Source organism: Kitasatospora sp. NPDC056651 (assembly GCF_042792155.1).
GTDB lineage: Bacteria > Actinomycetota > Actinomycetes > Streptomycetales > Streptomycetaceae > Kitasatospora.
Genome location: NZ_JBHTWX010000060.1, coordinates 1 through 26,075 on the forward strand (window position 1 = coordinate 1; position 26,075 = coordinate 26,075).

The 26,075-nt window shown below is 73.1% G+C and carries 21 protein-coding genes; 14 read left to right on the forward strand and 7 right to left on the reverse strand.

From position 1 onward, the window contains the following. Positions 1-72 precede the first annotated feature (72 nt). Entirely contained in the window at positions 73-936 is an 864-nt protein-coding gene (locus ACFRAR_RS22720; protein ID WP_380699958.1) for an aldo/keto reductase, read from the reverse strand. A 511-nt stretch (positions 937-1,447) separates the two neighbouring features. On the opposite strand from ACFRAR_RS22720, the gene ACFRAR_RS22725 reads away from it, so the two are divergent. From ACFRAR_RS22725 to ACFRAR_RS22780, 12 genes are all read left to right on the forward strand, one after another. Continuing rightward, the gene (locus ACFRAR_RS22725) at positions 1,448-3,223 is read left to right on the forward strand and encodes an ABC transporter transmembrane domain-containing protein (protein ID WP_380699959.1); all 1,776 of its coding nucleotides are present in this window, start codon (positions 1,448-1,450) and stop codon (positions 3,221-3,223) included. A gap of 118 nt (positions 3,224-3,341) precedes the next feature. After that, positions 3,342-5,114 (forward strand): ABC transporter ATP-binding protein, encoded by a 1,773-nt coding sequence (locus ACFRAR_RS22730; protein ID WP_380699960.1) that lies wholly within the window; start codon positions 3,342-3,344, stop codon positions 5,112-5,114. Positions 5,115-5,367: 253 nt separating this feature from the next. After that, positions 5,368-5,613, forward strand: a complete 246-nt coding sequence (locus ACFRAR_RS22735) for a LapA family protein (protein ID WP_380699961.1) — start codon at positions 5,368-5,370, stop codon at positions 5,611-5,613. A gap of 47 nt (positions 5,614-5,660) precedes the next feature. After that, positions 5,661-6,389 carry an amino acid ABC transporter ATP-binding protein gene (locus tag ACFRAR_RS22740; protein ID WP_380699999.1) on the forward strand — a complete coding sequence of 243 codons (729 nt, stop codon included), beginning with the start codon at positions 5,661-5,663 and terminating at the stop codon, positions 6,387-6,389. A gap of 9 nt (positions 6,390-6,398) precedes the next feature. Beyond that, entirely contained in the window at positions 6,399-7,337 is a 939-nt protein-coding gene (locus ACFRAR_RS22745) for a glutamate ABC transporter substrate-binding protein (RefSeq protein ID WP_380699962.1), read from the forward strand. A 12-nt stretch (positions 7,338-7,349) separates the two neighbouring features. After that, complete coding sequence (locus ACFRAR_RS22750) at positions 7,350-7,994, forward strand: amino acid ABC transporter permease (protein ID WP_380699964.1); 645 nt, start codon at positions 7,350-7,352, stop codon at positions 7,992-7,994. After that, positions 7,991-8,860, forward strand: a complete 870-nt coding sequence (locus tag ACFRAR_RS22755) for an amino acid ABC transporter permease (RefSeq protein ID WP_380699965.1) — start codon at positions 7,991-7,993, stop codon at positions 8,858-8,860. Before ACFRAR_RS22750 ends, ACFRAR_RS22755 begins: the two co-directional genes overlap by 4 nt. 245 nt (positions 8,861-9,105) lie before the next feature. Next, entirely contained in the window at positions 9,106-10,011 is a 906-nt protein-coding gene (locus ACFRAR_RS22760) for a LysR family transcriptional regulator (RefSeq protein ID WP_380699966.1), read from the forward strand. 76 nt (positions 10,012-10,087) lie between these two features. Beyond that, complete coding sequence (locus ACFRAR_RS22765) at positions 10,088-10,669, forward strand: cysteine dioxygenase (protein ID WP_380699967.1); 582 nt, start codon at positions 10,088-10,090, stop codon at positions 10,667-10,669. A 59-nt stretch (positions 10,670-10,728) separates the two neighbouring features. Then, positions 10,729-11,841, forward strand: coding sequence for a YeiH family protein (locus ACFRAR_RS22770; RefSeq protein WP_380700000.1), 1,113 nt, complete (start codon positions 10,729-10,731; stop codon positions 11,839-11,841). 91 nt (positions 11,842-11,932) lie between these two features. Then, positions 11,933-12,643 carry a spermidine synthase gene (locus tag ACFRAR_RS22775; protein WP_380699968.1) on the forward strand — a complete coding sequence of 237 codons (711 nt, stop codon included), beginning with the start codon at positions 11,933-11,935 and terminating at the stop codon, positions 12,641-12,643. A 165-nt stretch (positions 12,644-12,808) separates the two neighbouring features. Continuing rightward, on the forward strand, positions 12,809-13,903 hold the full coding sequence (locus ACFRAR_RS22780) for a TetR/AcrR family transcriptional regulator C-terminal domain-containing protein (RefSeq protein ID WP_380699969.1): 1,095 nt from the start codon (positions 12,809-12,811) through the stop codon (positions 13,901-13,903). Between the two features lie 106 nt (positions 13,904-14,009). Here ACFRAR_RS22780 and ACFRAR_RS22785 read toward each other — a convergent pair whose 3' ends face one another. The 3 genes from ACFRAR_RS22785 to ACFRAR_RS22795 form a co-directional block, all read right to left on the reverse strand. Then, positions 14,010-15,908 carry a hypothetical protein gene (locus tag ACFRAR_RS22785; RefSeq protein ID WP_380699970.1) on the reverse strand — a complete coding sequence of 633 codons (1,899 nt, stop codon included), beginning with the start codon at positions 15,906-15,908 and terminating at the stop codon, positions 14,010-14,012. Positions 15,909-16,139: 231 nt separating this feature from the next. Then, the gene (locus tag ACFRAR_RS22790) at positions 16,140-17,045 is read right to left on the reverse strand and encodes a TetR/AcrR family transcriptional regulator (RefSeq protein ID WP_380699971.1); all 906 of its coding nucleotides are present in this window, start codon (positions 17,043-17,045) and stop codon (positions 16,140-16,142) included. Between the two features lie 33 nt (positions 17,046-17,078). Continuing rightward, entirely contained in the window at positions 17,079-17,588 is a 510-nt protein-coding gene (locus ACFRAR_RS22795; RefSeq protein ID WP_380699972.1) for an NUDIX hydrolase, read from the reverse strand. 183 nt (positions 17,589-17,771) lie between these two features. Between ACFRAR_RS22795 and ACFRAR_RS22800 the strand changes: the two genes are divergently transcribed. Next, the gene (locus ACFRAR_RS22800) at positions 17,772-18,995 is read left to right on the forward strand and encodes a serine hydrolase domain-containing protein (RefSeq protein WP_380699973.1); all 1,224 of its coding nucleotides are present in this window, start codon (positions 17,772-17,774) and stop codon (positions 18,993-18,995) included. 3 nt (positions 18,996-18,998) lie between these two features. Here ACFRAR_RS22800 and ACFRAR_RS22805 read toward each other — a convergent pair whose 3' ends face one another. From ACFRAR_RS22805 to ACFRAR_RS22815, 3 genes are all read right to left on the reverse strand, one after another. Further along, a complete protein-coding gene (locus ACFRAR_RS22805; RefSeq protein ID WP_380699974.1) occupies positions 18,999-19,322 on the reverse strand; it encodes a nuclear transport factor 2 family protein in 324 nt (107 codons plus the stop codon). Between the two features lie 257 nt (positions 19,323-19,579). After that, a complete protein-coding gene (locus tag ACFRAR_RS22810) occupies positions 19,580-21,103 on the reverse strand; it encodes an aldehyde dehydrogenase family protein (RefSeq protein WP_380699975.1) in 1,524 nt (507 codons plus the stop codon). Between the two features lie 496 nt (positions 21,104-21,599). After that, positions 21,600-22,547 (reverse strand): terpene cyclase, encoded by a 948-nt coding sequence (locus ACFRAR_RS22815; RefSeq protein ID WP_380699976.1) that lies wholly within the window; start codon positions 22,545-22,547, stop codon positions 21,600-21,602. Between the two features lie 309 nt (positions 22,548-22,856). Here ACFRAR_RS22815 and ACFRAR_RS22820 point away from each other — a divergent pair, with 309 nt between their 5' ends. After that, positions 22,857-25,874, forward strand: a complete 3,018-nt coding sequence (locus ACFRAR_RS22820; protein WP_380699977.1) for an ATP-binding protein — start codon at positions 22,857-22,859, stop codon at positions 25,872-25,874. Positions 25,875-26,075 lie beyond the last annotated feature (201 nt).

Consider the following 26,075-nt stretch of genomic DNA (forward strand, 5'->3'; position numbering starts at 1 on the left):
GCCGGCGGCCCCCGGGCCCCCTTCCGCTGACCGGTCGTCAGGAATTCCGGGGCCCGGCCCCGGGGCCCGGCGTCAGTTCCAGTCGAAGTCCTGCGGGTCCGGGCCGATCCGCTTGCCGGTGGCCACGGCGGCGATCGCCGCGAGGTCCTCGGCGTCCAGCTCGAAGCCGGCGACGTCCAGGTTCTCGCGGATCCGGGACGGGGTGACCGACTTCGGGATGGCGATCACACCGCTCTGGAGGTGCCAGCGCAGCACCACCTGGGCGACAGTGCGGCCGTGCTTCCCGGCGATCTCCGCCAGCGCGGGCTCGGAGAGCAGCTCCTTGCCCTGGCCCAGCGGGCTCCACGCCTCGGTGGCGATGCCGTGCTGGGCGTGGAAGGCGCGCAGCTCCGTCTGGGGGAAGTACGGGTGCAGCTCGACCTGGTTCAGCACCGGGGCGACCGAGGCCTCGTCCAGCAGGCGGGTCAGCTGCTCGGCGCCGAAGTTGGAGACGCCGATCGACTTGACCCGGCCGTCCGCCTTCAGCTGCTCGAAGGCCTTCCAGACGTTCAGGTAGCTGCCGTGCATCGGGCGCGGCCAGTGGATCAGGTAGAGGTCGAGGTAGTCGAGGCCGAGCTTGGCCAGCGAGGCGTCGAACTCGCGCAGCACCGCGTCGCGGCCCTGCTCGCCGGACCAGTCACGGGTGCCCGAGTTCCACAGCTTGGTGGTGACGTAGAGGTCCTCTCGGGCCACGCCGCCCGCCAGCGCCTCGGTGATGGCCGCGCCGGTACCGGCCTCGTTCTCGTAGACGGCCGCGGTGTCTATGGAGCGGTAGCCCGCCTCGATCGCGGTGCGGACCGCGGGGGTGGCCTCGGCGTCAGGTACCTGCCACACGCCGAAACCGAGCTGCGGGATCTGCGTGCCGTCGTTGAGGGTGACGGTGGGGATGCTGCTCACGGAAGGAATGTCCTCCTGGTCGTCCGGTGTTCCAGTGGAGGCAACCGGCGCTCGGGTGTGATTGTTCCCGCCGATCGGGTTAATCTTGGCCCAGGCTTTGCGGGGGCTTGCCCGGGGTGGAGACCGTGCTGGTGAGCACGGGTTCGGGCTTGCGCCGGAGACGTGCGGATTCGTTGCGCGGGGGCGTGCGAATCCGGTGGGCGAGCGGGGGTGGACCGCGATGAGAAAACCTGTTGCTTCGATCGTGAGGAGCTTGGCACGCTCGCGGCCATGATCTCCTGACTTCCGGGCCGTTCGTGCCCGTCCTGTCGTCGTCCGGCTATCTGCACCGGATGTTTCGACGATGTCGCTGTGCCATGCCGCCACCGTGTCGCGGCGCCGCGCATCCGTGCTGTGCACACGTCACCGAGGCGTTTCGCGCGCCCCGTTCTCCATACCTCCGTACTGCTGTGCTCCCGTGCTCCCGCACCTTTGCACCCTCGTACCCTCGTACCGTTCGTATCGGAGTGTCATGCTGCTCATACCTCTGCCGTTGGCCGATCCCGGCAGTCCCGATCTCTCCTCGCCGCCGGCCTTCCTGCGCTGGTTGCAGCGCAGCCAGCGCCGCGGCCAACTACTCGCCACCTGCTGGACGTTGCTCGAGATGGGGTGCAAGGCCGCGCTGCCGCTGCCGCTGGGCCTCGGCGTGCAGGCCGCTGTGGACGGTGACTCCGGCGGGATCCGGCGGGCCGGCCTGCTGCTGTTGCTGCTGGGCGTCGGCGCCGCGCTCGGCACTGTGTTGATGCACCGTCAGGCGATGTGGAACTGGATACACACGGCCATCCAGGTGAGGCAGCTGGTGGCCCGGAAGACCTCGTACCTCGGGTCCGGCCTGTCCCGCCGGATATCCACCGGCGAGGTGGTCGCGGTCGGCGGCGGGGACGTCGAACGGATCAGCTGGTACATCGAGTTGATCGCCCGGGTGTGGTCCGCGGTGATCGTCTGGCTGACCGTGGGAGCGATGGTGGTGGCGGTCGATCCGGTGCTGGGCGCCGGGGTGCTGATCGGCGTCCCGATGCTGTCGTTCTCCGTCCTGCCGCTGGTCGGGCCGTTCGAGCGGCGCTTCGACGAGCAGCGCGCCCTCGGCGGCAGGGCCGCCGAGCTGGCCGCCGACACGGTGGCGGGGCTGCGGGTGTTGCGCGGCATCGGTGGCGAGGAGCTGTTCCTGGAGCGGTACCGGGCGGCCTCCCAGAAGGTCCGGGCGGCGGCCGTCCGCTCGGCCCGGATCTGGGCGCTGATGCAGGCTCAGCAGGTGTTGCTGCCAGGACTGTTCGTGGTCTGTGTCACCTGGTACGGCGCCCGGTTGGCGGTCTCCGGTGAGATCTCCGTCGGCACCCTGGTCACGGTCTACGGGGCGACCGCCTTCCTGGTCGCGCCGCTGCGCGTCCTGGGTGAGGCGGCGCAGGCGCGGAGCGTCGCGCGGGTCTCCGCCGGGCGGGCCGTGCGGGTGCTCTCGCTGACCCGGGGCGGGGCCGCGACCGAGGCCTCGCTGGTCCGGCCGGAGAAGGGCGACCTGTACGACCCGGTGAGCGGACTGACCGCGCGGGCAGGTGAGTTGACCGTGGTGGTCTGCGGGGACCCGGACGTCGCAGGGGCGATGGCCGAGCGGCTCGGCGGCCACGTCACACCGGCCGAGGGCGAGCGGGCGCAGGCCTCGGCGCGCCTCGGCGGCGCGGAGCTGGACGCGGTGCCGCTGGCCGAGGCCAGGGGGGCGGTGCTGGTCCAGAACAAGGAGCCGGTGCTGCTCTCCGGCACCGTGGCCGAGCTGTTCGACGTCCCGTCCTCGGGGCGGGTCCCGATCGCGGAGGCGCTGTCGGCGGCCCGGTCCGACGACGTGCTGAAGTCCCTCGCGGACGGCTCGCCGGAGAGCGGGGGAGACCGGATGCGAGCCCGGATCACCGAGCGCGGACGCTCCCTCTCCGGAGGCCAGCGCCAGCGGCTCGCGCTGGCCCGCTCCCTGCTGGTGGACCCGCCCGTGCTGGTGCTGGACGAGCCCACCAGCGCGGTGGACGCGCACACCGAGTCGCGGATCGCCGCCGGGCTGCGGGCGATCAGGGCCGGCCGCACCACGGTGGTGTTCGCGACCAGCCCGCTGCTGCTCGACCAGGCCGACCGGGTGGTGCTGCTGCGGGAGGGCCGGGTCGCCGCGGTCGGGCCGCACCGGGAGCTGATGCGGACCGAACCGGCCTACCGGGCCGTGGTCACCCGTGACGAGGAGGCGGCCCAGCCGGTGGGCGGGGCCGTATGAGAACGGTCGGCGCGAGTACCGCCGCCATGAGCGGTGGCGTCATGAGCAGTGCCGTCATGAGCGGTGCTGTCATGAGCAGTGCCGTCAACTTCCCTGCCAGGCAAGCGAGGAGTACGTCATGAAGCCCCCCGTCCAGGAGGAACAGGGGCCGGCCGTCGCCCTGCCGGTCGGCTCCCCGGCCGCCGTGCGCGGGTACCTGCTGCTGCTCGTGCGGCGGCACCGCTCCGCGTTCTCCGCGGTGGTGGCACTGAACCTGGTCGCCATGGTGGCCGGGCTGGTCGGGCCCTGGGTGCTCGGCGGTCTGGTCGAGTCGCTGGCCACCGGCACCACGGAGTCCGCCATCGCGGTGGCGGTCTCCTGGTACCTGCTGGCGCTGGTGGCGCAGGCCGCGTTCACCGGCTGGTCGCGGCTGCGCAGCGCGGTGCTCGGCGAGCGGGTGCTGGCCGACCTGCGCGAGGACTTCCTGGTCCGCTCGGTGGCCCTCCCGGCGGGCGTCCTGGAGCGGGCGGGCACCGGGGACCTGGTCTCCCGGGGCACCACCGACATCGACCGGCTGGACAAGTCGGTGCGCGAGGCGGTGCCCGAACTCGTCGTCGCCGTCCTGTCGTTGCTGCTGGTGGTCGGCGCGTTGCTGGTCACCTCCCCGCTGCTCGCGCTGACCTCGCTGATCGGTCTCCCGCTGCTGCTGGCCACCTCCCGCTGGTACTTCCGGCGCGCGCCGCAGGCCTACCGCAGCGAGTCCGCCGCGCACGCGGCGGTGACCAACGTGCTGGCCGAGACGGTGGACGCGGCGCACACCGTCGAAGCGCTGCGGCTGGGCGACCGGAGGGTCCGGCTGACCGACCGCAAGCTGGGTGCCTGGCTGGACTGGTACCGGTACACCCTGTGGCTGCGCTCGCTCTGGTTCCCGACCATTGACGCCGTCTACACGATGGCGGTGCTCGCCACCATGGTGCTCGGTGGGCTGTTCGTCCTCCGGGGCTGGATCACGGTGGGCCAGTTGACCACCGGCGTGCTCTACGCGCAGATGCTGACCGGCCCGGTGGACCTGATCCTGCGCTGGTACGACGAACTGCAGATCGGCCAGGCCTCGTTGGCCCGGCTGGTCGGCGTGCACGAGGTGCCCGAGCACAAGGGGGACGAGTCCCTGCGGCCGGACGGCCGGTGGGTCGAGGCGAAGGACGTCCGGTTCGGCTACCGCGAGGGCGCGGACGTCCTGCACGGGATCACCCTGGACATCGCCCCGGGCAGCCGGGTGGCGCTGGTCGGGCCGTCCGGCGCGGGCAAGTCCACCCTCGGCCGGCTGCTGGCCGGGATCTACGCCCCCGGCCGGGGCAGTGTCACCCTCGGCGGGGCGGAGCTGGCGCGGATGCCGGCCGAGCGGGTGCGCAGGGAGGTCGCCCTGGTGAACCAGGAGCACCACGTCTTCGTCGGCACCCTGCGGGACAACCTGAGGCTGGCCGCGCCCGAGGCGGACGACACCGCGCTGCGGGCCGCGCTGGACGCGGTGGCGGCCGGGGACTGGGTGGACGTGCTGCCGGAGGGCCTGGACACCGAGGTCGGCTCCGGCGGTGCCGCGCTGACCCCGCCGCAGGCCCAGCAGCTGGCGCTGGCCCGGCTGGTGCTGGCCGACCCGCACACCCTGGTGCTGGACGAGGCCACCTCCCTACTGGACCCGCGGGCCGCCCGCCACCTGGAGCGCTCGCTCTCCCGGGTGCTGGAGGGCCGGACGGTCATCGCCATCGCGCACCGGCTGCACACCGCGCACGACGCGGACGTCATCGCGGTGGTCGAGGGCGGGCGGATCAGCGAGTACGGCAGTCACCCGGACCTGGTCGCGGCCGGGGGCACGTACGCGGAGCTCTGGCGCTCGTGGCAGGACGAGGGGTAGCGGTGGCGCCGGAGGAGCGGTGGGCGAGTGGTGGAGGGGTGGTGGACGGGCGCTAGAGGGCGGCCTGAGGCGGGGCGGTGGACGGGCGCTAGAGGGCGGCCTGAGGAGGGGCGGAGGCGGTCGCGGTCGGCCGGACGGGGGATGGGAGTGCTTTCAAACCCGTATGAGGTGGATTGACCCATACGGGTTACTCCCTCCCCCGGAAGGGCGTGTAAACCGGGCAAATCGACCGTCCGGGCCGCAGACTGCTCCGGTGACCAAGATTTCAGACGGCTCGTCCCGCTCCTCGCGCAGTGAGATCGGCGGCATTCCCACGCGGTACATCGGGATCGGCGCCATCGTCGTCCTCGCCGTGTGGTTCCTCTTCGCCAACCTCGACAAGGTGAAGATCCAGTTCTGGGTCTTCACCGTCACCGCGCCGCTCTGGATCGCACTCCTGGCCACGCTGATCGCGGGCGTCGTCCTGGGCTGGCTGCTGAAGGGACGGCGCGGCAAGTGACCGCCGCTCCCGGGCCGGACCCGGCCGGCGCCTCGGTCCTCACCCCGCTGATCGAACTGCGCGGGGTCAACAAGCACTTCGGGGACCTGCACGTGCTGCAGGACATCGACCTGTCGGTGGGACGCGGCGAGGTCGTCGTGGTCATCGGCCCGTCGGGCTCCGGCAAGTCCACCCTCTGCCGGGCGATCAACCGGCTGGAGCCGATCGAGAACGGCACCATCCTGATCGACGGCCGGCCGCTGCCCGCGGAGGGTCGGGGCCTCGCCCGGCTGCGCGCCGAGGTCGGCATGGTCTTCCAGTCCTTCAACCTGTTCGCGCACAAGACGGTGCTCCAGAACGTCTCGCTCGCGCAGATCAAGGTCCGCGGCAGGCCCAAGGCGGAGGCGGACGCCAAGTCCCGCGCGCTGCTGGAGCGGGTGGGACTGGCGGCACAGGCCGACAAGTACCCGGCCCAGCTCTCCGGCGGGCAGCAGCAGCGGGTCGCGATCGCCCGCGCGCTGGCCATGGAACCCAAGGCCCTGCTCTTCGACGAGCCCACCTCGGCGCTCGACCCCGAGATGATCAACGAGGTGCTGGACGTCATGCGCCAGCTCGCGAGCGAGGGCATGACGATGGTCGTGGTGACCCACGAGATGGGCTTCGCCAGGGCCTCCGCGAACCGGGTGGTGTTCATGGCCGACGGCCGGATCGTCGAGGACCGGGCCCCGGAGGACTTCTTCGGCGCCCCGGAGAGCGAGCGCGCCCGGGACTTCCTGTCCAAGATCCTGAAGCACTGAGGCGGCCCCGTGAACCGTGAGACGACGTCCGTCGCGGCCTCCGCCGTCGGGTGGGCGGGCAGGCGCGTGCTCGCCGCCCTCCTGCTGCTCGGCGTGCTGGCGGCGGGCTGCGGCAAGCCCGGCACCCCGCCGCCCAAGGGCCCCCAGCCCAGCGCGCTGCCCACCTACCAGGTGCAGGACGCCTCCGCGATCACCGGCTCGCCGACCCTGGCCGCCGCCCGCAGCCGGGGCCACCTGGTGGTCGGTGCCAAGGAGGACCAGCCGTACCTCGGCCAGAAGAACCCGGCCACCGGCGTGTACTCCGGCTTCGACATCGAGATCGCCAAGATGGTCGGCGCGTCCCTGGGCTTCCCGGCGGACCGGATCCAGTTCAAGACCATCGCCTCGGCCAACCGCGAGACCGCGCTGCAGAACGGCCAGGTGGACTACTACGTCGGCACCTACACCATCAACGAGAATCGGAAGAAGCTGGTCGGCTTCGCCGGCCCGTACTTCATCGCCGGACAGTCGCTGCTGGTGCGGAGGAACAACACCACCATCCACGGCCCGCAGGACCTGGACGGCAGGAAGGTCTGCTCGGCGGCCGGCTCGACGCCGTACCAGCGCATCCAGTCGCAGTACCCGAAGGCCAAACTGATCGGTTACGACACCTACTCGGCCTGCGTGGACAACCTGATCACCAACCAGGTCGACGCGGTGACCACGGACAACGCGATCCTGCTCGGCTACGCGGCCAAGGTGCCGGACGAGCTCAAGGTGGTCGGCCCGCTGTTCTCGACCGAGCCGTACGGGATCGGGGTGCCGAAGGAGGACACCGTGCTGCGCGCCGCGATCAACGACGCGCTGGAGCACCACATGCAGAACGGCGACTGGAAGAGGGCCTTCGAGGCGACCCTCGGCCTCTCCGGGGAGCCTGCGCCGAACCCGCCGCAGATCGTCCGGTACTGAGAGGGCCGCGCCGTGAAAACGCTGACCGACAACTGGTCGACCTACTGGGACGGGTTCCTCGGCACGCTCTCGCTGTTCGTGGTGAGCGCCGTGCTGTCCCTGGTGCTGGGCGTGCTGATCGCTGGCTTCCGGGTGTCGCCGGTCAAGCCGCTACGGGTGTTCGGGACGCTGTGGGTGACGGTGCTGCGCAACACGCCGCTGACCCTGCTGTTCTTCATCGTGGTGCTGGGCCTGCCCCGGTTCGACATCACGCTGCCCTTCTACACCTTCGCGGTGCTCGCGCTCGGGTGCTACACCTCGGCCTTCGTCTGCGAGTCGATGCGCGCGGGGATCAACACGGTGCCGACCGGGCAGGGCGAGGCGGCCCGCAGCCTCGGCATGGGATTCGGGCAGACGATGAGCCTGGTGGTGCTGCCGCAGGCGTACCGCTCGGTGGTGGCGCCGATCGGCAGTGTGATGATCGCGCTGGCGAAGAACACGGCAATCGCCGGCTCCTTCAGCGTCACCGAACTCCTGGGCACCTACCGGACCATCAACGAGCTGGGCTACAGCATCATCTGGACCTTCGTCTGGATCGCCATCGGCTACCTGATCATCACCCTGGCCGTCAGCGCCGTCTTCAACCTGCTGGAACGACGAGTGGCGGTGTCCCGATGACCGTTGAATCCTCGGCACTGTACGACATCCCCGGCCCGAAGGCGCTCTCCCGGCACCGGTTGTACGGCGGGATCGCGCTGCTGCTGTTCGCGGCGCTGATCGGCTGGGTGGTCTACATGCTGTTCCACACCCACCAGTTCACGTCCGCCAAGTGGCAGCCCTTCGAGTACCGGGGGGTGCAGAACCTGCTGCTGCGCGGGCTCGGCAACACCCTGACGGCGTTCGGCTGGTCGGTGCTGTTCGCGCTGCCCTTCGGCGCGCTGTTCGCGGCCGGGCGGCTCTCCGACCACCGGGTGGTGCGCTGGGCCGCCACGCTGGTGGTGGAGTTCTTCCGGGCCATGCCGCTGCTGGTGATGATCTTCTTCGTGTTCGTCGCGCTCAAGGTGCAGCCGCTCTGGGCCCTGGTGGCCGGGCTGGTGCTCTACAACGGCTCGGTGCTGGCCGAGGTGTTCCGGGCGGGCGTGCTCGCGGTGCCCAAGGGGCAGCGGGAGGCGGCGTTCGCGCTGGGCATGCGCAAGACCCAGGTGATGACGTACGTGCTGGTGCCGCAGGCCGTCCGGGCGATGCTGCCGGCGATCATCAGTCAGCTGGTGGTCGCGCTCAAGGACACCTCGCTGGGATTCCTGATCACCTACGAGGAGTTCCTGCACGCGGGCAAGCTGATCGCCACCAACCTGGACTACGACCTGCCGTTCATCCCGGTGGTGATGGTGATCGCGCCGATCTACATCGGCATGTGTCTGCTGCTCTCCTGCCTCGCCCGGTTCGTGGAGCGGCGCAGCCGGCGGAGTCCGAGCGTGCGCGGCGGGGCGCCGGTGGTCAAGGCCGGGGTGGCGATGGGGCTGCCGCCGTCGGCCCAGCAGTGAGGCGACCGGTCCGACGGGCGACCGGTCCGACGGGCGTTCCGACGGGCGGGCGGTCCGACGGGCGTTCCGACGGGCGGGCGGTCCGGGGGTGGGCGGTTCGACGGGCGGGCGTTCCGACGATCGACCAAAGGTGTGGGTGGGGTCGGGGGCGCTACCTCCAAATTCCTCTTATGATTTTCGGGCGCCGGAGCCGAGGCCGACGCGTGACCGGAAGCAGACGAGGGGGCGCGGGGATCATGGAGCCGGTGTTCGATTCGCGGCACATCAGGACGTTCCACGAGGTCGTCCGAGCCGGCTCCTACTCGGCCGCCGCCCGCGAACTCGGCTACACCCAGCCCGCCATCACCCAGCAGATGAAGGCACTCGAACGGACCGTCGGCGTCCCGCTGTTCACCCGCGCGGGGCGCGGACTGCGGCTCACCGAGGCGGGCGAGGCGCTCTCCCGGCACGCCGAGCTGATCCTCGGCAGCATGTCCGCCGCCCAGAAGCAGCTCACCGCGCTCGCCCGGCTGCGTGCCGGGCGGGTGCGGGTCTGCGCCTTCCCCAGCGCCAACGCCACCCTGATACCCGAGGCGATGGCCCGGCTGCTGGCCGAGCACCCCGGGGTACGGGTCGAACTGCTGGAGGCCGAGCCGCCGGACTCCGTCCAGCGGCTGCTGCGCGGGGAGTGCGACATCGCGCTGGCCTTCCGCTATCCGGGCGGGGCCACCGAAGTGCCCGAGGGCCTGGACGAGATCCCGCTGATGGAGGACCTGCTCACGGTGCTGCTGCCGGTCGGGCACCCGCTCGGCCGCCGGCACGCCGTACGGCTGGCCGACCTCGGCGGCGAGCGGTGGATCGCCGGCTGTCCGCGCTGCCGGGCCAACCTGCTGCACGTCTGCGCGGATGAGGGTTTCGCGCCGGACATCGTCTTCTCCACCGACGACAACCTCGCGGTGCAGTCGCTCGTCGCCGCCGGGGTCGGGATCGCGCTGATGCCGGCGCTGGTGCTCTCCTTCATGTGCCACCGCAAGGTCACCGGGCGGGCCGTCGAACCGCACCTGCGGCGGCAGGTGAGCGCGTACGTGCTGCGCGAGCACCGCCGGATCCCGGCCACCGGGCTGGTGCTGGACCACCTGCGGCAGGCCGCGGCGAGCCGGGTCGGCTGCTGACGTATAAGCAGCAGTGGGGAGGTCGCTTACAGACCCTCCTTGGACGTGATAGGTCGGTACGTCCGAACCTGCTGGGATGACACCCTCAGCCACGGTCGGCAGCGACCGGCTCACCGAGCGGATGACCGCGCTGATCAGTGAGATCCGCGCCGTCGTGGACCGCGGGCTCCCGCCGGAACTCACCGCCTACCTGGTCGGCGAGAGGCTCGCCCCGCACCTGCTCGCCGACCCGGACGGGCCCGACGCGCTGCTCACCGCCGCCCAGCGCGAGGGCGACCCGCAGCGCTACCGCCAGCACGTCCTGCACGCCGAGGGGGACGGCAGCTTCTCCGTCGTCGCCCTGGTCTGGCTGCCCGGGCAGCTGACCCCGATCCACGACCACGTCTCCTGGTGCGTGGCCGGAGTCCACCAGGGGCAGGAGAGCGAGACCCGCTACCGGCTGGTCTCCGGCGGCCGCACCGCCCGGCTGGTCGAGACCGAGCACGTGGCCGGCCCGGCCGGCACCGTGGCCGCCTTCGCCCCGCCCGGCGACATCCACCTGGTGCGCAACTCCTGTAGCAGCACGGCGATCTCCATCCACGTGTACGGCGCGGACGTCTCGCGGCTCGGCACCAGCATCCGTCGGGTCTACCAACTGCCCGCCGACCCGGAGCAGTGAGCGGCGGCGTGGCACTCACCCTCCGGCAGCGCGCCGCCCGTACCCGCTCGCTGCCCCCGATGCGCGGGGACGCCCCCGGACTGCTGTTCGCGGCCCTCGGGGTGGCCGCCGCGCTGGGCGTCCACGCGCTGGTGCCGGCCGTGCCCGAACTCACCGCCGCCGTCGTGCTCGGCATGGCGGTGGCCCACCTGCCGGGGCTGCGCCCGGTGGTCCGCGGCGTCGCCCGGCCGGGGCTGTCGACGGCCGGCAAGCGGCTGATGCGGCTCGGGATCGTGCTGCTCGGGCTCAAGCTCAGCCTGGACGACGTGCTCGGGCTCGGCTGGGCCACCGTCGCGATGGTGCTCGCGGTGGTCGCGGCCACCTTCGCGGGGACGCTCTGGCTGGGCCGACGGCTCGGCCTGCCCGGGGACCAGCCGCTGCTGGTCGCGACCGGGTACTCGATCTGCGGGGCCTCGGCGATCGGCGCGGTCAGCCAGGCGGCGGGCAGCGAGGAGGAGGACGTGGCGGCCTCGGTGACGCTGGTGACCCTGTGCGGGACGCTGGCGATCGCCGTGCTGCCGCTGCTCCAGCACCCGCTCGGGCTCGGCGAGCTGGAGTTCGGGCGCTGGGTCGGGGCGAGCGTGCACGACGTCGGGCAGGTGGTCGCCACCGCGCAGACCGGTGGGGCCGGGGCGCTGCGGGAGGCGGTGCTGGTCAAGCTGATGCGCGTGGTGCTGCTGGCGCCGCTGGTCGCGGGGGTGGCGGTGGTGGCGCGGCGCAACCTCCGGGCGGCGCGGGTGTCGCGGGAGGTGGCTTCGGGCGCGGCTTCGGGTGCGGCTTCGGGCGCGGCCGGAGATGCGGGGAACCCGGGTGGGAGTCCGGATGGGATTCCGGGCGGGAAGACGGCTGAGCGGTCGGTGAGGGGCGGCGGCCGGCCGCCGATCGTGCCGCTGTTCGTGGCGGGGTTCCTCGCGATGATCGTCCTGCGGACCACCGGCGTGCTGCCCGAGCGGGCGCTCGGGCTGGCCGCGGACGCCCAGGAGCTGCTGCTGGCCGCCGCACTGTTCGGGCTCGGCAGCGCGGTGCACCTGCCGACCATGATCCGTACCGGCGGACGGATCGCCCTGCTCGGACTCGGCTCCTGGGTGGTCGTCGCGGGCGTCTCGTACGCGGGAGTGCTGGTCACGACCTGACCGGTCCGGGTGCGGACTCGGCTATTGTCGGGCGGGTGCCCGTCCCGTCCGACCGGGGCGGCCCGCACCCGCGCTTCGCCGAGGAGGACGGATGACCACCGCACTGCCCGAACGCGACGGCCACCAGGCCGCCGTCACCCTCGACCGACGGGAGGGCCGGTACGGCGAGGTGGTGCTCCGGCGACGCGGTCGGGACTTTGAGATCATCGCCAACGGGTGCTTCCTGATGGACACCGCGGACGGGCGCTCGGAGCGGCTGCTGATCCAGGCGGCGCTGGACGAGCTGGACCGCACCGGTGCCCGGGGCGAGCGGCCGTCGGTGCTGATCGGCGGCCTCGGGGTCGGCTTCTCGCTGGCGTACGCGGCGGCCGAGCCGCGCTGGGGGAGGATCGCCGTCGTCGAACGGGAGACCGCGATCATCGAGTGGCACCGGACCGGCCCGCTCGGGGCGTTCTCGGGCGGGGCGCTCGACGACGAGCGGGTCGAGGTGCTCCACACCGACCTGCTGGAGTACCTCGCGGCGGCGGACGGCGAGCGGTACGACGCGCTGTGCCTGGACATCGACAACGGGCCGGACTGGACCGTCACGGAGTCCAACGACGGTCTGTACGGCGCGGACGGGCTCGCGGTGCTGTGGCACCGGTTGCGGGCGGGCGGGGTGCTGGCCGTGTGGAGCGCGCAGCCGTCGCAGGTCTTCGAGGAGGCGCTGCGGGCGGTCGGGTTCTCGGACGTGGTGACGCACGAGATTCCGGTGGCCCGCGGGGTGCCGGACGTGGTGCACCTGGCCCGGCGGGCGGGCTGAGAGCGGGCGTGGGTCGGCGCGGTTCGGGCCGGTGTCGAGTCGTGCCGGGCGGGATTCGGGCCGACTCGCGGGTGAACTTGGCCGTGGTGGCCGGTGGTTGGCGCCTCGGGCGGTAACCGGCGGCGGTGCAGCGGTAGTTGAGCGGCGGGTGGGCGGTGGGTTTGGGTGGCTGAGAGCGGGAGTCCCTCGGAGCGGATCACGGTCGAGCTACGACGGCGCATCGTGGCAGGGGAGTTGGCACCCGGGGCTCGGGTGCCGTCCACCCGGCGGATCACCCAGGAGTGGGGCGTGGCGATGGCCACGGCGACCAAGGTGCTGAACCGGCTGCGGGAGGAAGGGCTCGTCCGGGCCGTCCCGGGGGTGGGCACGGTGGTGGCCGGCGCTCCGGCGCCGGTTACGGCTCCGGCCGGAGGCCCGTCCCGGGAGGTTCGGCGGGGCCGGCAGCAGCAGTCGCGACAGTCACCGCAACAGCCCTCGCAACGGGCAGCGGGGCGGCGGGAGGCGCGGTCGGCGGCGAAGCCGGGCGGGGAGCGGCAGGAGCGGGCGGGCGGCGAGCACGACCTCGCCCGGGAACGGATCGTCGCGACGGCCGTCCGGGTGGTCGATGAGGAGGGGTTGTCGGCGCTGTCGATGCGCCGGGTCGCGACCGAGCTCGGCGTCGCGACGATGTCGCTCTACCGCCATGTGCCCGGCAGGGACGAGCTGTTGCGGCTCATGATGGATGTGGCGTTCGGCGAGCAGCCGCTGCCCGAGCCGCCGGCGTCGGACTGGCGGGAGGGGCTGGAGGCGGTCGCGCGGTTGCAGTGGGGGATCTACCGGCGGCACCCGTGGCTGGCCTCCACGATGTCCTTCACCCGTCCGGTGCCGGCTCCGGACGCGGCCCTGCACACCGAGCGGTCGATGGCCGTGCTGGCGGGGCGGGGGTTGAGCGGCGAGGAGATGGTCCAGGCGTCCGTCGCGCTGGCGGCGTTCGTGTGCGGGCTGGCTGTCCACTTCGAGCGGGAGGCGCAGGCCGAGCAGGACAGCGGACTGTCCGCGGAGGAGTGGATGGACCAGGTGGACGAGGAGGAGCGCGGCCGGCTGATGGCGGATCCGGAGCGCTTCCCGATGTTCGACGCGATGAGTCGGGGGCCGGAGATCGACATGAGTCTGGAGGCGCTGTTCGAGTTCGGGATGGCGCGGATGCTCGACGGGCTCGGCGTGGTGATCGAGCGGCGGGGTGGTGCGGGCGGGGGAGGGCTGGGGGCGGGCGGTGAGTGACGGGTGACAGATGACAGGTAACAGATTTCAGATTTCGTTCGCTGAAATCTGAAATCTGTCATCCGTTGCCTGTCACCCGTCGACTGTTGCGTGTCCCCCGGCCCGCTCAGCCGAACGGCCGGTGCTCCGCCTGAGCGTCCGCCCCGTTCGCGGTCTCCGGCTCGGGCGCGGTCTCCGGCGGGCTCGGGAGGCCCGCCATGGCGAAGGGGTTGAAGTCCGGCGGCGGGACCCGTACCGGGGTGTCCTTGCGACGCGCGAGCTCCGTCTCGGCCTCGCCCTGCTCTGCCGCCCCGGCCGCGGTTGTGGCGGCTTCAGCGCTGACGGGCGGTGCCTGGGCGGGGACGACCGGCGGGGTCGAGGGCGGCGGCGGGACTGCCGGGCCCTGGGCTGGGAGGGTGGTGCCGAACGGATCAGGCTTCTGCTCCGCCGCGACCGTGGTGCCGAACGGGTCGGCGACCGGTGCCGTCCCGGCGGGCTGCGTGGCGGGCGCGGCGGCCGGTGAGTCGGGGAGACCTTCGAAGGCGAAGGGGTTGAAGTCCGGCGGCGGGATCCGCACCGGGGTGCCCTTGGGAGGGTCTCCGGCATCCGGAGCCGCGCCGCCCTCGTGGGCGACGGAGGCGTCCGTGGCCGGTGCGAAGGGGTTGAAGTCCGCCGGAGGCACCCGTACCGGAGTGCCGCGCAGGTGCAGCGGCACCTCCTCCGGTTCCTCCTCGGCGGCAACGGCTGCAGCCGCGGTGGGAGCCGGGGCCGGGGCTGGAGCCTGGGCCGGAGGGGGAGCCGGAGCCTGGGCCGGAACGGCGCTCGGCACCGTCGCCGGTACGGCAGCCGCGGCCACCGCCGTCGGCACACCGTCCCAGCCGAACTGGATGCTCTTCAGCAGTTCCGCGAACGCCTCCGTGTACAGCTCCCAGTCCTCCGGCCGCGCCGTGGACAGCTGGACGCACAGCACCGTCCCGCCGTCCGGCAGCGGTACGAAGGCCTGGACGGCCGAGGTGACCACCCAGCGCCGCTGCCCGTCGGCGGCGAGCGGCCCGGGCACCGGGGCGGTCCGGCCCTCGACCAGGACGGCGGCCGGTCCGGCCGGCAGCAGGACGGTCCACACCTCGGCGTGCCGACGGACGGTGGCCAGTTCGGTGGCGAGCGCGGTGATCGGCAGCGGGTGCCGGGCGAGCGAGACGACGAGTGCGGCGTCCGAGGCGCGTCCGTCCAGCTCCAGCGCGCAGACGCCGGCGTATCCGACGCCCGCGTCGCGGACCAGGTCGGCCAGGGTGGCGGAGATCACCGCGAAGTCGCGCCGCGGCTCCGGGCCGGTGGCGCTGAACAGTTCCTCGGCGACCTCGGCCAGGTGCCGGGCCAGCTCGTCGGCGGCCGCCACGGTCGCCGGGGTTCCGTCGGCCCGGTCCGCACCGTCGGGCAGTGGGGGCACCGCACGGGAGGAGACACCGGGCGGACCGCCCGGGGAGGTCAGCGCGTGGAAGCCGGGCGGGACGACCAACCGGATCTCGGCGCCCGCGCCGGTGGGCAGTTCGACCGGCTGCCGGGTCTGCTGCCCGGCCGCCAGCGCCGCCAGCGCGGGGGCGAACGGCGGGCGGAGCTTGGCGTCGGCGAACTCGCCGGTGACCGGCAGCTGGAACAGCGCGGCCGAGGTGGTGCCCCGGTCGGCGATGGCGCCGCGCACCGCTCCGCCGCCGAAGCGGGTCTGGAGCGCGGCGACTGTCCGCTCGGCGACCCGCGCGCCGGTGCCCGGCCGGGCGGTGCCCGCGGTGGTCACCGTGCCGAGCCGGTCGAGGGTGGCGTGCACCGGGCCGTTGGGGGCCAGCGGCAGGCCGAACAGCGCCTCGGCGGCGGGGTGTTCGGCCGTCCGCAGGGCGCTCAGCGAGGCTGCCGGGTGGCGCGAGGTGTGCTCGTCGAAGAGGGCGTCGGTGAGGGTGCCGAGGGTCGCGCAGACCTGCTCCGCTGCCGCGAAGGGGTTGGCCTCCGCGCTGAACTGGACGTCCTGGGTCAACTGGTGAGCCCCCCGCTCTGCTCCGTGCCGTCGGTGGTTCGGGTGGGACCGGGCGCGCCGCGGCGACGCACCGTCGGATCCCCGCTCATTCCTATCAGAGCCCACCGTCCTGACCGAACCGCAGGATGACCCGATGATCACGCGGACCAGCACCGCGAGGGTGTCCGCGACGGTGGTCGCGGCCAAGACTCCGGCGACCGGCCCCGTGGCCACTCCGACGGCCCTGCCAGGCTATTCGGCGGCGGTCTCGACGGCGTCGACGGCCTCGGCGGGCCCAGCGGCTCCGGCAGCCTCGGCGGTGCCGGCGGCCTCGGCCTCCCCGGCGGACCCGGCATCAGGGTCCGGGGCGGCCAGCGCGGTGACCGCCCCGACGATCCCCGGCACGGCGAACAGCGCCGCGAGGTCCCGCACCAGACGCCCGGTCGGGCCGTCCGGGCGCTCGCCGGCGAAGAAGGAGGCCAGCTCGGCGGCGAGGGCCGGCTCGCGGGCCGCGGTGAGGGTGAGTGCCGCGACGAACTCCTGCACCAGGTGCAGCTGGAGCTCCTCCAGCGGCACCGAGCGCTCGTTCAGCCACTCCAACGAGGTGATCTCGGCGTTGGCGATCCAGGCCCGGACGGTGAGCCGCAGCCCGACGCTCGGCGCGGGGATCGCCAGGTGGGCCAGGATCTGCTCCTGCGCGGCCCGGCGCACCTCGTCGATCACCGCGGAGGTGCCCGCGCTGGCCGACACCGAGCCGCCGCGCAGCAGAGCGGCGAAGCCCGGTCCGTGGCTCTGCACGAAGTCCAGGTAGCGGCCCATCACCCGGTACAGCCGCTCCGACAGGGGCCCCGCCATGGGCTCCTCGAACCGGGCCGACAGCTCCCGCCCGGCCCGCCGCAGCGACTCCTCGTACAGCGCCTGCTTGCCGGGGAAGTAGTGGTACACCAGCGGCCGGGAGGCGCCCGCGGCGGCGGCGATGTCGTCGATCGACACCTCCTCCGGAGGCCGGCGGCTGAACAGTTCCAGTGCCACGGCGATCAGCTGTTCCCGCCGCTCGTCCACGCTCAGCCGCCGACGCGGCCGTTCGCCCGCCGCCCGGGCGGATGCGGAGGTCCGGGCGGCTCGGTCGGCCGTCGGCGACGGTGTACGGGAGGCCATGCGCGCCACCCTATCCGGATGCCACGCGGGGGCCTACGCGGCCCGGAAGTCCAGGTAACGGCGGTAGGCCTCCAGCCCGTCGGGGACGAAGGCGTCGCGGCCGAGGCGCTCGGCGAGTTCGGCGGGGGTGAGCCAGGCGTGCCAGGCGACCTCGGATTCCTGGGGGGAGACCGGTCCGTCCCACTCGGCCTCGTACATGTCGCACCACCAGGAGAGCCCGTCCTGTTCGAAGAGGAACTTGAACAGCGGGCGCGGGGCGATGCCGCGGACGCCGAGTTCCTCCTCGGCCTCGCGGACGGCGGCCTCGGCGTAGGCCTCCCCGGAGCCGACCACGCCGCCGACGAACATGTCGTACGCGCCCGGGGCGAACAGCTTGGTGTCGGTGCGGCGGTGGACGAAGATCCGTCCGGCCGGGTCGTGGACCAGGATGAAGACGCAGCGGTGGGTCAGCCCGCGCCGGTAGACCTCGCCGCGCAGGGCGGTCCCGGTCACGCGGTCGTGCTCGTCCACGACGTCCAGCAGTTCTTCGGCAGGGTTGGTCATGGGGGACAGGTTAGGGTTCCGGGGCTCGGTCCCGCGTTCGATCCAACCCGATCCGACCCGGTCCGACCCGGTCCGACCCGGTCCGACCCGGTCGGAACGGATCGAATCGGAATAGATCGAAGGGGATCGGGACTGAGTACGAGTGGCACGAGAAACAGCGGAACTGGTCGAGGGCGGCGCGCGGTGACGGAGATCTGGGGCGAGACGGCCGAGGGGTTCGAGCCCGTACGGGCGGCCTTCGTACGGAACTTCACCGAGTACGGCGAGCTCGGCGCCGCCTTCGCGCTGTACGCGCACGGCCGCAAGGTGGTCGACCTGTGGGGCGGCGACGCCCGGCCGGAGGTCGGCGGCCGGCCGGCGCCCGCGGTGCCGTGGACCTCGGACACCGCGCAGGTGCTGCGCTCCGTCACCAAGGGCCTGACCGCGACCACCGCGCTGCTCCTCGCCGAGCGCGGCCTGCTCGACCTGGACGCGCCGGCGGCCTCGTACTGGCCGGAGTTCGCGGCGGCCGGCAAGGGCCGGGTACCGGTGAGCTGGCTGCTCTCGCACCGGGCCGGGGTGCCGGCGCTGGACGCGCCGCTGCGGCTGGAGGACGTGCTCACCTGGGAGCGCGCGGCCGCCGCCGTCGCCGCGCAGGCGCCCGCCTGGGAACCGGGCACCGCGCACGGCTACCACCCGTACACCTTCGGCTGGTTGGTCGGCGAGGTGGTGCGGCGGGTGAGCGGCCGGACGGTAGGACAGTACTTCGCCGAGGAGGTCGCCCGGCCGCTCGGGCTGGACCTGTGGATCGGGCTGCCGGCCGGCGCCGCGCCCCGGGTCGGCAAGCTGGTCGACCTGCCGGCTCCGGAGGCGGCCCGGACCGGCCCGAGCGGGCTGCGGCTGCGGCCCAAGCAGTCCGTCCGGGACGCCTACCAGGACCCGGCCTCGCTGACCGCCCGGTCCTTCGCCTCGGTGCGCCCCGGGGTGGACCTCAACGACCCGGCGGTGCAGGCCGCCGAGATCCCCGGCGCCGGCGGGATCGGCACCGCCCGTTCGCTGGCCCGCTTCTACGCGGCCCTGATCGGTGCGGCCGACCGCCCGGACGGCTCCGGCGCCCTGGTGCCGCCGCTGCTCGGCCCCGAGGTGCTGGCCCGTGCGGTCGAACCGGTGGCGAGCGGGCCGGACCGGGTGCTGATCGTCAACTCGACCTTCGGCCTGGGATTCTGGCGGCACGGCCCGACCGCGCCGATGGCCTCCCCGGCGAGCTTCGGACACCCGGGCCGGGGCGGCTCGCTGGGTTTCGCCGACCCCGGTCTCGGGCTGGGCTTCGGCTACGTGACCAACGGCATGCAGCCGGGCGTCACCGGGGACGTCCGCTCGCGGAACCTGATCCGCGCGGTGCGGGGGTGCCTGGGGCTGGACCGGTGAGGATCAGGCCTGGCCGGTCTCGAAACGGCTGAGCTTCCCGCCGTCGACGGCGAAGCGCCACGCGGTGCGCATCTCGCCCCAGGTGTCGTTGGTGAAGTTGGCGACCAGCGCGCGGCCGCCGTCCGACTCGGTCTGGACGTCCATCCGGCCGTGGGCGGTGAAGATCTCACGGTCGATCCAGTCCGCCAGGTTCCGGTCGGAGCCGTCGTCGGACATGGTCGCGCCGTCGGCGAGCAGCCCGACGAAGGCCTCGCGGTCGCCCGCGTTGATCGCGGTGACGACGGCGCGCACGACGGGGTCGCTGAGCTTGGCGATGGCGATGGTCACGGGGGACTCCCGGGGGGACGAGGGGTTCGGGAGTCCTGTCTACGGCGTTCGCGCGGGTCGTCCGGGCATGTCGGCGGCGCGTCGGGGAAATGCCGGGATGGGTGTGCTTGGATCCCCGGAAGCGGCGATGCGCCCCCGGAGCCCGCCACGGGGAGTGGCGACGGAGCGGGAGGTCCGGCCCGACCGCCCGCTCCGGTTTCCGCCGGGGGCTCGGAGCCGTCCGGGGCCAGTCTCTTATAAATCGGAGCCGTCCGGGCCTAGAAGAAGCCGACCGCGTCGGGGGAGTAGCTGACCAGCAGGTTCTTGGTCTGCTGGTAGTGCTCCAGCAGCGTCTTGTGGGTCTCCCGCCCGATGCCGGAGTTCTTGTAGCCGCCGAAGGCCGCGTGGGCCGGGTAGGCGTGGTAGCAGTTGGTCCAGACCCGGCCCGCCTGGATGGCGCGCCCGGCCCGGTGGGCGGTGTTGAGGCTGCGGGTCCACACGCCCGCGCCGAGCCCGTACTGGGTGTCGTTGGCGAGGGTGACGGCCTGGTCGAAGCCGTCGAAGCGGGTGACGGAGACGACCGGGCCGAAGATCTCCTCCTGGAAGACCCGCATCGAGTTGTCGCCCTCGAAGACCGTCGGCGTCACGTAGTACCCACCGGCCAGCGGGCCGCCGAGCTCGGCCCGCTCACCGCCCACCAGGATCCGGGCGCCCTCGTCCTGGCCGATCTCGAAGTAGGAGAGGATCTTCTTCAGCTGCTCGACGCTGGCCTGGGCGCCGACCTGGGTCTCGGTGTCCAGGGGGTCGCCCTGGCGCATCGCGCGCACCCGGTCCAGGCCGTCGGAGAGCAGCCGGTCGTAGATCGCGGAGTCGATCAGCGCGCGGCTGGGGCAGGTGCAGACCTCGCCCTGGTTGAGGGCGAACATCGCGAAGCCCTCGACGGCCTTGTCGTAGAAGGCGTCCGACTCGGCGGCGACGTCCGCGAAGAACACGTTGGGGCTCTTGCCGCCGAGCTCCAGCGTGACCGGGATCAGGTTGTCGGCCGCCGAGTGGGCGATCAGCCGGCCGGTGGTGGTCTCGCCGGTGAAGGCGAGCTTGCGGATCCGGGTGCTGGCGGCGAGCGGGGCGCCGGCCTCCTCGCCGAAGCCGGTGACGATGTTGACCACGCCGGGCGGCAGCAGGTCGGCGGTCAGCTCGGCGAGCAGCAGCACCGAGGCCGGGGTCTGCTCGGCGGGCTTGAGCACCACCGCGTTGCCGGCCGCGAGCGCCGGGGCGAGCTTCCAGATCGCCATCAGGATCGGGAAGTTCCACGGGATGATCTGGCCGACCACGCCCAGCGGCTCGTGGAAGTGGTACGCCACGGTGTCCTCGTCCAGCTGGGAGAGGCTGCCCTCCTGGGCGCGCAGCACGCCGGCGAAGTAGCGCAGGTGGTCGACGGCGAGCGGGAGGTCGGCGGCCAGCGTCTCGCGCACCGGCTTGCCGTTGTCCCAGCTCTCGGCGACGGCCAGCTGCTCCAGGTTGGCCTCCATCCGGTCGGCCATCCGCAGCAGCACCTGCGCCCGCTGGGCGGCCGGGGTGCGGCCCCAGGCGGGGGCGGCGGCGTGGGCCGCGTCCAGGGCGGCCTCGATGTCCGCGGCGGTGCCGCGGGCGATCTCGGTGAACACCTCGCCGGTGACCGGAGTCGGGTTGCCGAAGTACTCACCGCGCACCGGGGGAGTCCACTCGCCGCCGATCCAGTGCTCGTACCGGGAGCGGTAGGCGACGATGCTGCCGGGGGTACCGGGGGGCTGGTAGACCGTCATGCTCGGTGTCTCCTCGCTGCGTCGGGTGCCGCCCGGGTTCGGCGCGGGGCCGCGGGCGGCGCGCCGGACCACCCGGTCAGGGGGCGGTCCGGCGGGAGGGGTGGGACACGCCATCGGGCCGGTGCCCCGCCGGGGCGCCCGCCGTCGAGCACGATAACCGTCGGGCACCCGGTGCGGCTACGGTCCGTACGCGTGTCCCGTACGGAGGGTGGGGCGTCCGGTCGTCCCGGCGGGTGGGCCGCCGGGTGTCCTCCGAGGGCCTGTCGCGGATGCTCCTCGCCGGTCCGCCGCGGGGCTCCGGATTCGGATCGTCGGGGGGCGCGCGTTCCGGGCGCGTCCTTGCCGCGTGCTGCCGCCCGCCGTCGCGGGTCGGCCGGGCCGCCCCGGGTCGGGCGCCGCGCGTCGTCGCCTGCCGCCGCGTGGCCGGGCCGGCGCTCACCGGGCGCGCCGCCGCGCGCGGCCGCCCGCCCGTCGGACGGCTCCGGGAGCGCGTCGGTCAGACCGCGTGGTACCGGCCGGTGCGGGCCTCCCAGCTGAGGTAGCCGGCCAGCCAGGTGAGCAGTCCGTCCGCGTACCGCTGGGCGATCGTGCGTTCGATCCGGGAGAGGCCCAACTCGCGGTAGACGTCCGGGAGCCGGTCGCGCAGCTCGGCGCACCGGTCGACCATCAGCTGGGCCTCGGCGATGACCGCGGCGCAGGCCTCCTCGGCCGAGCAGCGCCGCTCCCGCTGGACGATCATGACCAGGTTGTTCACGTCCCCGCGCGGCGCCTCCAGTGGGTAGGACCGCACGTCGTTGCTGAGCGACGGTATGTCGGCGGCCAGCTGTCGCAGTTGGCGCAGCACCGGGTGGTGCAGGACGGCGGCGGACACCTCGAAGTGGCCGAGGCGTTCGACCATGTCGAAGATGGTCTCCATGGCCGCGGTGCCCCGGCGGAGCTCCAGGTAGCCGTCCCGGTCCGGTGGCCGGGTGGAGATCCGGCCGGCCGCCTCGGCCGGGTGGCTGGCCAGGTAGTACTCCCAGTTGTAGGCGGCACGGGCCTGCCAGCGGGCGGGCATGCCCCGCACGCTGCGGTCCCACAGGTCGGCGAAGGCGGTCTCGACCGCGGAGCCCTGGTCGGGACGGGCGCCGTGCAGGACGGCGATCAGCCGCTCGCAGATCGGGGCGACCTCGGCCGGACGGCGGCCGAGCGGGCCGTCGAACTGGTCGTCGAAGAGGAAGTAGAAGCCCATCAGGTCGGCGGCCAGGGCGAGTTCGTCCGGTCCGGCGTCCGGGTAGCCGAGCGCGGCGAGGTCCACCACCTCCCAGTGGGCGTAGCCGGGGTGGTCGGCGTCGGGCAGCAGGGGGTGGCGGATCAGCCAGTCCCGGTGCAGTGCGGTGGCCTGTCGGCCGTGCGGACTGCGACGGTGCGGGAACGGAATCTGAAGTGAGGTGTCGTCAGACATCGGACTCCCGGTGCGGCGAAGGGTGGGGGCGCTTGTGGTTCGAACACTGTTCGTGGGGGGAGTTGGCGCGACGGTGCGCTGTGGTGAGGGGGGATCAGGAATGATCATCAACGCCTCGAAGGCCGTAGGGTATCTGATGTATTGATCGCACGTTAGGGATATAGGGCAGTTGCCCTCGGGTGGTCCCCCAAACCCTCACCGTCCGTCCCAGCCTGCACGAATGCCCCACGGGAAGGCCCGCGCGGCGCTAACCTCGGCTCCACGCAGTGATGAAGCTGTGACGCAAACAGGAGAGGCGGAGGCGCGACGGTGACCGAGCAGGAGAACGAACTTCGGGCGGGCGCTGGTTCCGGCCGGGACGACGACGCGAACGCGCCGCGGGTCCGGCTGCGTGACCGCGACGCCGAACTGCGCTCGGTGGAGGCCGCCGTCGAGCGGCTCTGTCGTGGATTCGCCGCCGGTGGCACCGAGATCGGCGACCTGCTCACGTTCTCCGGCCGCCCCGGCATCGGCAAGACCAGCCTGCTGCACGAGGTCCGGCGGATCGCCAAGCTCCGGGAGAAGGCCACCGTGCTGTTCGCCCGAGGAGGTGAACGGCAGTTCAAGGAGCCCTACCACGTGCTGCGCCAGCTGCTCCAGCACGTGCTCGGCGACCTGGAACCGGACGTGTTCCGCCAGGTCATGGGCACCTGGGAGGAGGTCGTCGGACCGGCCATGGGCCTCAAGCAGCCCAAGGCCGGCGCCCGCCGCCTCGACCCACAGGGTGTGCGCGACGGCCTCGACTACGTCCTCGCCCAGCTCGCGCCGCGCCGCGCGCCGATGGTGATGATCGTCGACGACCTGCACTGGGCGGACGGGGAGTCACTCTCCTGGCTGACCAAGTTCGCCATCCGATCGAGTGAACTGCCCGTCCTGCTCGTCTTCGCCTTCCGCGAGGACGAGAACGACTGGCCCACCGAGACCCACGACTTCCGCCGGAGCGTCCTCGAACTCAAGGCCCGCAAGCACGAGCTCAACCGCCTCACCCTCAGCTCCGTCACCGACATGATCCGCGCGGAACTCGGCGACAAGGCCGAGGACGCCTTCTGCTACGAGTTCTGGAACGTCGTCAACGGCAACCCGTTCGAGGCCATCGCCCTGCTCGACCAGGTCCGCGACCAGGAACTGGAGCCGGTCGAGGAGAACTCCCGGCAGCTGCACGAACTCGCCGTCGACGCCACCGGAATGACCCTCAAGAGCTGGCTGGACCGGCTCGGCGCCAGCACCCTGCGGTTCGCCTGGGCCTGCGCGATGCTGGGCACCGACATCCGGGTCGACCTCGCGACCCGGATCTCCACCCAGAGCACCGAGGGCGCCCGCGAGTCCATCAAGCAGCTACGCAAGCAGCGCGTGCTGACCCAGAGCCCCAACGGGACCCTGGAGTTCGTCCACCCGCTGATCGCCAGCTCGATCTACAACACCATGCCCGACGCCACCCGCCTCGGCATGCACGGCATCGCCGCCGCCGAGATCGAGAACGCCGGACTCGGCCTGCTCGCCGCCTCCCGTCACCTGGTCGAGACCCACTCCGGCGAGGGCGACGACCGGATCGTGAGGAAACTGCGCCGCGCCGCCATCGAACACCAGCTGATCGGCGCCCCCGAGGCCGCCCAGCGCTGTCTGAACCGCGCGCTCAACGAGCCGCCCGCCGATGCGATCAAGACCGAGGTGCTCTACGAACTCGGCTGCTCCGCACTGCTCACCGACCCCGTCGCCACCGTCAACCAGCTCAAGCTCGCACTCTTCTCCCCGGAGGAGTTGCCGCTGCGCCCCGAACTGCGGGTGGACGCCACCTTCCGGCTCTCCGAGGTGCTCGCCCACGCCGGTGAGCTGGGCCAGGCCGCCGTGGTCTGCCAGGACGCGGCCGAGGTCACCGTCGATCCGGCCGGGCGCCAGCGGCTCCAGGCCGCCTCGTTCATGTGGCACGCCTTCCGCAAGTCCGAGGAGGACGGCCAGGGCCGCTCCGCCCGGCTCGGCGAGATGTGCCGGAGCCTGCGCAGCCGGGACGCGGCCGACCGGGCCGTGCTCGCCATGCGCGCCTGGGACCTCCCCCTGCGCGGCGCCCCCTCCGCCGAGGCGCTGGCACTCGCCGACGAGGTCCTCGACAGCGGTCGGCTGCCCAAGGGCCTCGGCTGGACGGACACCACCTGGGGCTTCGAACTGCCGTCGATGCTCTGCCTGACGTACATCTACAACGACCGCATCGCCCAGGCCGAGCGGCTGGCCGCGGACGCCATCATCCAGTTCGAGATCGCCGGTTGGAGCGGCGCCCACCGGGGCTTCGCCTACTTCCTGATGGGCCTGGCCCGGTTCCGCCGCGGCCTGCTCGCCGAGGCCGAGGACTTCCTGCGCCGGGCTCACCGCATCTCCCAGCGGATGGGAGACAAGCTGCCGCTGGCCTGGGACGCGATCGGCGTGCTGGTCGACACGCTGATCGCCCGCGGCCGGGTCGACGAGGCCTGGACCATGGCCAACGACTTCGGCTTCCACCCGCCGTACCACCCGACGGCCATGGTGCTCCCGGACGCGGCCTCGCTCTACGGCAAGCTGCTGGTCGCCAAGGACAGGTACGCGGGCGCGGCCGCCGCGCTCACCGAGGCCGGCGCCCAACTGGAGGTCCGCGGCTGGCGCAACACCGTCTGGGCACCCTGGGCCGGGCACCTCGCCATCGCGATCGCGCGCGACGAGCCCGAGCGCGCCCGTGACTACGCCCAGCGGGCGGTCCGGGACGCCCGCGCCTTCGGCACCGCCTCGGCGATCGGCAGCGCGCTGCGCCTGCAGGCCCAGACCGAGGACGCCCGGGCCGCGGTCGAGCTGCTGGAGGACGCCGTGATGTACCTCGGGCAGTCCCCGGCCGGCTACGAACACGCCGTCGCCCTGGTCGACCTCGGCGCCGCGCTGCGCCGGGTCGGACGGCTGGACGACGCCCAGGAGTACCTGTACCAGGGCATCGAGCTGGCCCAGCACTGCTCCGCGGAGGGGCTGGTCGACCGGGCCCGCCGGGAGCTGGCCAACTACGGCCTGCGGCCCAACCGGCTGGGGCTGCGCGACTTCCGGGAGACCATCGAGACGCTCAGCAGCGCGGAGTGGGAGGTCGCCAAGCGAGCCGTGCAGGGCGTGCCGGCGCAGCGGATCGCCGAGGAGCTCGGGGTGCCGGTCGGGCTGGTCAACCGTCGGCTGGCGGCGGTCTACCGCAAGGCGGGCAGCGGGCCGGACGGTCTGGCCTCGGCGCTCGGGCTGCCCCAGCAGCAGCGGGACGCGGGGTGGCTGGAGGACCTGGACGACTAGGCCCTGTCCGGCCGTCGGGTGGCCCGGATTGTCGATGGGCACCGCGAGGTCCGGTGGGCGCCGGGTGGTCCGCCGGGGCACCGCGAGGTCCGACCGGGGCGCCGGGCGATCGGCCGGGGTGGCCGCGTCGGGCGGTCGGCGAGCCTCTGGCGGGCGTACGGCCGCGGCTGACGGCGGGTGAGGCGGATGGGTGTGCGGGTG

Bases quoted from the DNA above. Each gene is read 5' to 3' on its own strand.
- ACFRAR_RS22755 (WP_380699965.1), top strand. From the start codon at position 7,991: ATGACCGTTGAATCCTCGGCACTGTACGACATCCCCGGCCCGAAGGCG.
- ACFRAR_RS22725 (WP_380699959.1), top strand. From the start codon at position 1,448: ATGCTGCTCATACCTCTGCCGTTGGCCGATCCCGGCAGTCCCGATCTC.
- ACFRAR_RS22765 (WP_380699967.1), top strand. From the start codon at position 10,088: ATGACACCCTCAGCCACGGTCGGCAGCGACCGGCTCACCGAGCGGATG.
- ACFRAR_RS22775 (WP_380699968.1), top strand. From the start codon at position 11,933: ATGACCACCGCACTGCCCGAACGCGACGGCCACCAGGCCGCCGTCACC.
- ACFRAR_RS22795 (WP_380699972.1), bottom strand. From the start codon at position 17,588: ATGACCAACCCTGCCGAAGAACTGCTGGACGTCGTGGACGAGCACGAC.
- ACFRAR_RS22810 (WP_380699975.1), bottom strand. From the start codon at position 21,103: ATGACGGTCTACCAGCCCCCCGGTACCCCCGGCAGCATCGTCGCCTAC.
- ACFRAR_RS22770 (WP_380700000.1), top strand. From the start codon at position 10,729: ATGCGCGGGGACGCCCCCGGACTGCTGTTCGCGGCCCTCGGGGTGGCC.
- ACFRAR_RS22730 (WP_380699960.1), top strand. From the start codon at position 3,342: ATGAAGCCCCCCGTCCAGGAGGAACAGGGGCCGGCCGTCGCCCTGCCG.
- ACFRAR_RS22790 (WP_380699971.1), bottom strand. From the start codon at position 17,045: ATGGCCTCCCGTACACCGTCGCCGACGGCCGACCGAGCCGCCCGGACC.
- ACFRAR_RS22815 (WP_380699976.1), bottom strand. From the start codon at position 22,547: ATGTCTGACGACACCTCACTTCAGATTCCGTTCCCGCACCGTCGCAGT.